5 protein-coding genes and 1 pseudogene are annotated in these 5,200 nt (G+C 70.3%); 3 read left to right on the forward strand and 3 right to left on the reverse strand.

Annotated elements, in window-relative coordinates:
* Together BGO22_RS20975 and BGO22_RS20980 are read right to left on the reverse strand one after the other, a co-directional pair.
* Nucleotides 1-201 (reverse strand): nuclear transport factor 2 family protein (locus tag BGO22_RS20975; protein WP_286852356.1); only part of this gene is annotated, 201 nt, incomplete at its 3' end.
* Complete coding sequence (locus BGO22_RS20980; RefSeq protein ID WP_286852357.1) at nucleotides 198-1,481, reverse strand: aromatic ring-hydroxylating dioxygenase subunit alpha; 1,284 nt, start codon at nucleotides 1,479-1,481, stop codon at nucleotides 198-200. The genes BGO22_RS20975 and BGO22_RS20980, both read right to left, overlap by 4 nt.
* Before the next feature lie 117 nt (nucleotides 1,482-1,598).
* On the opposite strand from BGO22_RS20980, the gene BGO22_RS20985 reads away from it, so the two are divergent.
* The 3 genes from BGO22_RS20985 to BGO22_RS20995 are packed head-to-tail and all read left to right on the forward strand — an operon-like array spanning nucleotide 1,599 to nucleotide 4,964.
* Complete coding sequence (locus BGO22_RS20985) at nucleotides 1,599-2,516, forward strand: LysR family transcriptional regulator (RefSeq protein WP_070399495.1); 918 nt, start codon at nucleotides 1,599-1,601, stop codon at nucleotides 2,514-2,516.
* A gap of 47 nt (nucleotides 2,517-2,563) precedes the next feature.
* Nucleotides 2,564-3,736 (forward strand): tRNA guanosine(34) transglycosylase Tgt, encoded by a 1,173-nt coding sequence (gene tgt, locus BGO22_RS20990; protein ID WP_070399494.1) that lies wholly within the window; start codon nucleotides 2,564-2,566, stop codon nucleotides 3,734-3,736.
* A 46-nt stretch (nucleotides 3,737-3,782) separates the two neighbouring features.
* Nucleotides 3,783-4,964: an MFS transporter gene (locus BGO22_RS20995; protein WP_286852358.1), complete on the forward strand. Its 1,182-nt coding sequence runs from the start codon at nucleotides 3,783-3,785 to the stop codon at nucleotides 4,962-4,964.
* Here the strand turns inward: BGO22_RS20995 and BGO22_RS21000 are convergent.
* Nucleotides 4,965-5,200 (reverse strand): annotated as a pseudogene (locus tag BGO22_RS21000) (osmoprotectant NAGGN system M42 family peptidase); the annotation flags it as partial.

The following is a 5,200-nucleotide window of genomic DNA, read 5'->3' on the forward strand; positions in this document are numbered from 1 at the left end:
CTGGCTTTCGAAGGACAGCGTGGCCAGCGGGAAGCCGCGCTCGTGGTTCTCGCGCGGCTGCAGCTTGTAGACGCAGTCCTCGGTGAAGAAGCCGGGCCAGAGGTCCCACTGGCCGCTGTCCACGGCCAAGGCGTAGTCGGCGTACAGGGCCTGAAGCTCGTGGTAGAGCGACAGGTCAAGAGAGGTGGTGTCGCGGTTCACAGCGGGGCCTCCATCACCTGGCGCCAGTAGGCGTACATGCCGCGGATCAGGGTCTCGGTGACCATGTGGTCGGTCTCGCCCACCTCGCGGCCGCCGAGTTCGGCCAGCGCCCGGTGGCCGGGTTTGCTCTCGAAGCCCTGCTGCGAGAACTCGATCACCTCGCCGTCGTCGGCGCTGACGAAGCCGCCCGGGCCGAACAGGTTGGCCTGGCGCAGGCGGCGCTGGGTCATCTCGGGCGTGTCGTCCTCGAAGCCGAAGTGCGTCCAGACGAAATCGAAGGCGCCGTGGCCATCGGGCTGGATGTGGCGCGTGGACACGCTGTTGACCTGCTGCTGGAAGATCACGCTGGGGAACAGCGTGGTCATCACCGCCGTGGGTCCTCCCCACCAGGGCTCGGGCACGATGTCCAGGAAGCGCGGGTCCTCCAGCTGCATGCTGGACTTGAAGCTGGAGACCTGCGTGACCTGCGAGGCGCTGCCCGTGGCCTGCCCCGCGCTGCCGCGCGTGGAGATCATGGCCGCGTGGCGGTGGTGCGCGTCCATGCGCAGCTCCGACTTGTTGTCGGCGCGCCAGAGGCCGAAGGTGACGAACCAGGTGTGCAGCAGGCCCGGGTGGTAGGGGTCCTTGATGTTCTCCTGCATCAGCTTCCAGTTGCCGGGGATGCGCTGGCGGTTGTAGCCCAGGATGTTGAGCTTTCGGCCGTTGAACAGGCGATCGAAGTAGCCCAGGATGGTCGGGCCCATGTAGTCCTCCAGCGACTCCACCTCGGGGTCGAAGGAGGCGAACACCACGCCGCCGCGCACGGCCACCTTCAGTTGCGTGAGGTGGTGCTGCTTGGGGTCGAAGTCGGCCGGCATGCCGCCCTTGACCTGGCCGTCCTGGCGCACGCCGCGGCGCAGCGGCACGCCCTGCAGATCACCATTGAGCGCGTAGCTCCACTGGTGGTAAGGGCAGACGAACTCCTTCTTGTTGCCGTGGCGCTCGCGGCAGAAGCGCATGCCGCGGTGGGCGCAGACGTTCTCCACCACGTGGATGGCGCCACCCTCGGCCCGCACCATGATGACCGAGCGCTCGCCCACCACCGAGCGGCGGTAGTCGCCCGGCTGGGGGATCTCGGCCTCCAGGCCCACGTAGCACCAGTGGCCACGGTAGAAGAAGCGTTCGATCTCGCGCTGGTGGCGCTGCTGATCGGTGTAGACGGCGAAGGGGATGCGGCTGGTGTCGCCGGCTTCCCAGCGCAAAGCGTCCGGCGCGCCGCCGGTGTCGGGCGTGGGGTTCATGGTCTTGTCTCCAAGGGTCGGTGCGCGTGGGGCACCCCGGGATGGTGGCGCGCCGCGCGTCATCCGGCAACGGAATCCAGGTGATACAAGATATTCACAAATAGAATACCGGCCGCCATGGAGCTGTCCGAGATCGACCTGAACCTGCTGGTGGTGCTGCACCAACTGCTGCGCGAGCGCAATGTCTCGCGCGTGGCGGCCAGCCTGGGGCAAAGCCAGCCGGCGGTGAGCAACGCGCTGCGCCGCCTGCGCGAATGCCTGGGCGACGAGCTGTTCCTGCGCAAGCCGCACGGCATGGAGCCCACGCCCTACGCGCAGCAGCTCGCCGAGCCCGTGGCCCAGGCCCTGGGCACGCTGCGCGAGGCGCTCAACGTGCGCGCCTCCTTCGACCCGGCGCATGGCCAGCGCTGCTTCACGCTGGCGCTCAGCGACGTGGGCGAGATCTACTTCCTGCCGGTGCTGATGGACGCGCTGGCCGCCGAGGCGCCGGGCGTGACCCTGCGCTGCGTGCCCGTGGCGCACGAGGCGCTGCGCGAGGAAATGGCCAGCGGCCACGTCGACCTGGCGCTGGGCTCGCTGCCGCAGCTGCAGTCGGGCTTCTTCCAGCAGGCGCTGTTCCGCCAGCCCTACGTGGCGCTGATGCGCGCCGGCCACCCCCTGGCCGGCACCCGCAAGGCCCTGGGCGCGACCCAGTACCGGCAGGCCGCGCACGTGCGCGTGGTGGCCGCCGGCACCAGCCACGGCCAGGTCGACACCGCGCTGGAGCGCCTGGGCGTGGCGCGCCAGGTGCACCTGACGGTGCCGCACTACGTGGCCCTGGGCCATGTGCTGGCGGAAACCGACCTCATCGCCACCGTGCCCGAGCGCTTCGCCCAGCGCGCGCTCGGGCCCTTCGATCTGGTCATGCGACCGCTGCTGCTGCGCCTGCCCACCAACACCATCCACCAGCTCTGGCACGCCCACCTGCACCGCGACCCCGGCCACCTGTGGCTGCGCGGCCTGGTGGCGCGGCTGTTCGGCGACCTGCCAGCCTGAGGCCGCACCGCTCCCCTGCGCCCATCCATCGAGACACGAGAGATTCCATGCTGACCTTCGAGGTGCTCAAGACCGACCCCAACAGCCACGCGCGCCGCGCCACGCTCACGCTCAACCATGGCGTGGTGCAGACGCCCATCTTCATGCCCGTGGGCACCTACGGCACGGTCAAGGGCGTCACGCCCGCGAGCTTGGAGGCCATGGGCGCGCAGATCATCCTGGGCAACACCTTCCACCTGTGGATGCGCCCCGGACAGGAGGTGATGAAGAGCTTCGGCGGCCTGCACGCCTTCGAGCGCTGGAACAAGCCCATCCTCACCGACTCGGGCGGCTTTCAGGTCTGGAGCCTGGGCGAGATGCGCAAGATCACCGAGCAGGGCGTTCACTTCGCCAGCCCCGTCAACGGCGACAAGCTCTTCATGTCGCCCGAGGTGAGCGTGCAGATCCAGACCGGGCTCAACAGCGACATCGTGATGCAGCTCGACGAGTGCACGCCTTATGAGACCAAGGGCCACATCACCACCGAGGCCGAGGCGCGCCAGAGCATGGAGATGAGCCGGCGCTGGGCGCAGCGCTCCAAGGCCGAGTTTCAGCGCCTGGAAAACCCCAACGCGCTGTTCGGCATCGTGCAGGGCGGCATGTTCGAGCACCTGCGCCAGGAGTCGCTGGACGCGCTGGTGGAGATGGACTTCCCCGGCTACGCCATCGGTGGCGTGAGCGTGGGCGAACCCAAGGAGGAGATGCGCCGCATCATGGCCCACACCCCGCACCGCCTGCCCGCGCACAAGCCGCGTTACCTCATGGGCGTGGGCACGCCGGAGGACCTGGTGGAAGGCGTGGCCTGCGGCGTGGACATGTTCGACTGCGTGATGCCCACGCGCAACGCGCGCAACGGCACGCTGTTCACGCGCTTCGGCGATCTGAAAATCCGCAATGCGCGGCACAAGGCCGACCACCGCCCGCTGGACGAGACCTGCACCTGCTACGCCTGCGCGGGCAGCGGCGGGGTCAGCTGGGCAGAGGGCGGACGTGAGGGCTTCAGCCGCGCCTACCAACACCACCTGGACCGCTGCGGCGAGATGCTGGGGCCCATGCTGGCCAGCATCCACAACCTGCACTACTACCTGAACCTCATGAAGGAGGTGCGCGCGGCGCTGGAGGCGGGCACGTTCGGCGAGTTCCGGCAGCGCTTCCATGCGGAGCGCGCGCGCGGGGTCTGAACCTTCGCGGCAGCGCAGCAAATGGCGCGCGATTAAGCTGCGCACCATGAACCGGCCCGCGCCCCCCCGCCACGTCCTGCCCGTCCTGGTGCTCGCGCAGTTCGCGGGCACCTCGCTCTGGTTCGCGGTGAACGCGGTCATGCCCGACCTGCAGCGCGAGCTCGGCTGGGCCACCAGTGCGGTGGGCACGCTCACCTCGGCGCTGCAGTTCGGCTTCATCGCGGGCACGCTGGTGTTCGCATTGCTGGCCATCGCCGACCGCTTTTCGCCGCGCCTGGTCTTTCTGGTCTGCGCCCTGGCGGGCGCGGCCTGCACCGTGGGCGCGTGGTGGACGGTGCGCGACTTCACCTCGCTGCTCCTGTGGCGCTTCGCCACCGGCTTCTTCCTGGCGGGCATCTACCCGGTGGGCATGAAGATCGCCGCCCAGTGGTACAGCAAGGGCCTGGGCGCGGCCCTGGGCCTGCTGATCGCGGCGCTGGTGGTGGGCTCGGCCAGCGCGCACGCCCTGCGCGCCCTCGGCGACGCCCTGCCCTGGCCCACGTTGATGCTGGGCGTGGCCGCGCTGGCGGCCGCGGGCGGCGTGCTGCTGTACGCGGCGCTGGGCGATCCGCCCGGCGCGGTGGCGCGCGTGAGCCAGCTGCAGTGGCGCGCCCTGGGCACCGTGTGGACGGATGCCCGCGTGCGCAGTTCGGTGCTGGGCTACTTCGGCCACATGTGGGAGCTCTACACCATGTGGGTCATGGTGCCGCTGATCCTGGCCACGCGGCTGTCGGGCTCCGACCTGTCCTGGGCCGCGTTTCTCGTGCTCGGCGCGGGCGCGCTGGGCTGCGCGGGCGGCGGCTGGGTGGCGCAGCGCTGGGGCAGCGCGCGCGTGGCGGGCGCGCAACTGGCCATGAGCGGGGCCTGTTGCCTGGCCACGCCGCTGCTGCTGGGCGCGCCCGACGCGGCCTTCTACGCCTGGCTGGTGCTCTGGGGCATCACGGTGTCGGGCGACTCGCCGCAGTTCAGCACGCTCACCGCGCGCAACGCACCGCCACAGGCGGTGGGCAGCGTGCTCACGCTCACCAACAGCATCGGCTTCGGCATCAGCATCGCCAGCATCCTGCTGTTCGTGTGGCTGGCCGGCTCGGTGCCGCTGGGCGCGCTGCTGCCCTGGCTGGCCCTGGGCCCCGCGCTCGGCCTGTGGGCGCTGCGCCCGCTGCTGGCCGAGGAAGCGGCGCCGCGCTGATCAGTCCTTCGGCTCCAGAAACGCCTGCGGGTCGGGCAGCGGCGTGGTGTTGACCTGCATCTCCTCGGGCCTGAGCTGTTCGGTGAAGCCCTCGATGGAGCCCATGCTGCGGCGGTCGCGCCGCGCCACGGGCGCCGACATCAGATAGGCCACCGACAGGCGCCCCAGCGCGCGCAGCGAATCGAGGTGGGTGCGCTCCTGCGCGTGCGAGGCGTCGGCGCCGAAGCCGATGAGCG

Source organism: Hydrogenophaga sp. 70-12, assembly GCF_001897365.1.
GTDB lineage: Bacteria > Pseudomonadota > Gammaproteobacteria > Burkholderiales > Burkholderiaceae_C > Hydrogenophaga > Hydrogenophaga borbori.

Coding starts and splice junctions, on each gene's coding strand:
- BGO22_RS20995 (WP_286852358.1), top strand. CDS start 3,783: ATGAACCGGCCCGCGCCCCCCCGCCACGTCCTGCCCGTCCTGGTGCTC.
- BGO22_RS20980 (WP_286852357.1), bottom strand. CDS start 1,481: ATGAACCCCACGCCCGACACCGGCGGCGCGCCGGACGCTTTGCGCTGG.
- BGO22_RS20985 (WP_070399495.1), top strand. CDS start 1,599: ATGGAGCTGTCCGAGATCGACCTGAACCTGCTGGTGGTGCTGCACCAA.
- tgt (WP_070399494.1), top strand. CDS start 2,564: ATGCTGACCTTCGAGGTGCTCAAGACCGACCCCAACAGCCACGCGCGC.